The following is a 783-nucleotide window of genomic DNA, read 5'->3' as shown; positions in this document are numbered from 1 at the left end:
TGTCATTTTCAGAAGACGACTGCACCAGTTGATTGGGCGTAATGGCTGTTGTGCAGCCAGCTCCTGACAGTTCAATATCAGAAGTGATCTGCACCAATCTCGACTATGCTCAATACTCGTGTGGGCTCTGTTGCAAAAATCGTGAAGCTTGAGCATGCTTGGCGGAGATTGGACGGACGGAACGATGACGGATTTCAAGTGGCGCCATTTCCAGGGTGATGTGATCCTGTGGGCGGTGCGCTGGTATTGTCGCTATCCGATCAGCTATCGCGACCTTGAGGAAATGCTGGCGGAACGCGGCATTTCGGTCGACCATACGACGATCTATCGCTGGGTCCAGTGCTACGCCCCGGAGATGGAGAAGCGGCTGCGCTGGTTCTGGCGGCGTGGCTTTGATCCGAGCTGGCGCCTGGATGAAACCTACGTCAAGGTGCGGGGCAAGTGGACCTACCTGTACCGGGCAGTCGACAAGCGGGGCGACACGATCGATTTCTACCTGTCGCCGACCCGCAGCGCCAAGGCAGCGAAGCGGTTCCTGGGCAAGGCCCTGCGAGGCCTGAAGCACTGGGAAAAGCCTGCCACGCTCAATACCGACAAAGCGCCGAGCTATGGTGCAGCGATCACCGAATTGAAGCGCGAAGGAAAGCTGGACCGGGAGACGGCCCACCGGCAGGTGAAGTATCTCAATAACGTGATCGAGGCCGATCACGGAAAGCTCAAGATACTGATCAAGCCGGTGCGCGGTTTCAAATCGATCCCCACGGCCTATGCCACGATCAAGGG

The 783-nt window shown here is 57.5% G+C and carries 1 protein-coding gene; it reads left to right on the top strand.

From position 1 onward, the window contains the following. Positions 1 to 184: 184 nt before the first annotated feature. Positions 185 to 783: IS6-like element IS6100 family transposase (locus tag ACHH0Z_RS25600; RefSeq protein WP_032421720.1), on the top strand; the 599-nt coding region annotated here is incomplete at its 3' end.

It is taken from the genome of Enterobacter cloacae complex sp. 2024EL-00227 (assembly GCF_043945315.1).
GTDB lineage: Bacteria > Pseudomonadota > Gammaproteobacteria > Enterobacterales > Enterobacteriaceae > Enterobacter > Enterobacter roggenkampii.
This window is presented reverse-complemented; position numbering and strand designations above follow the sequence as displayed.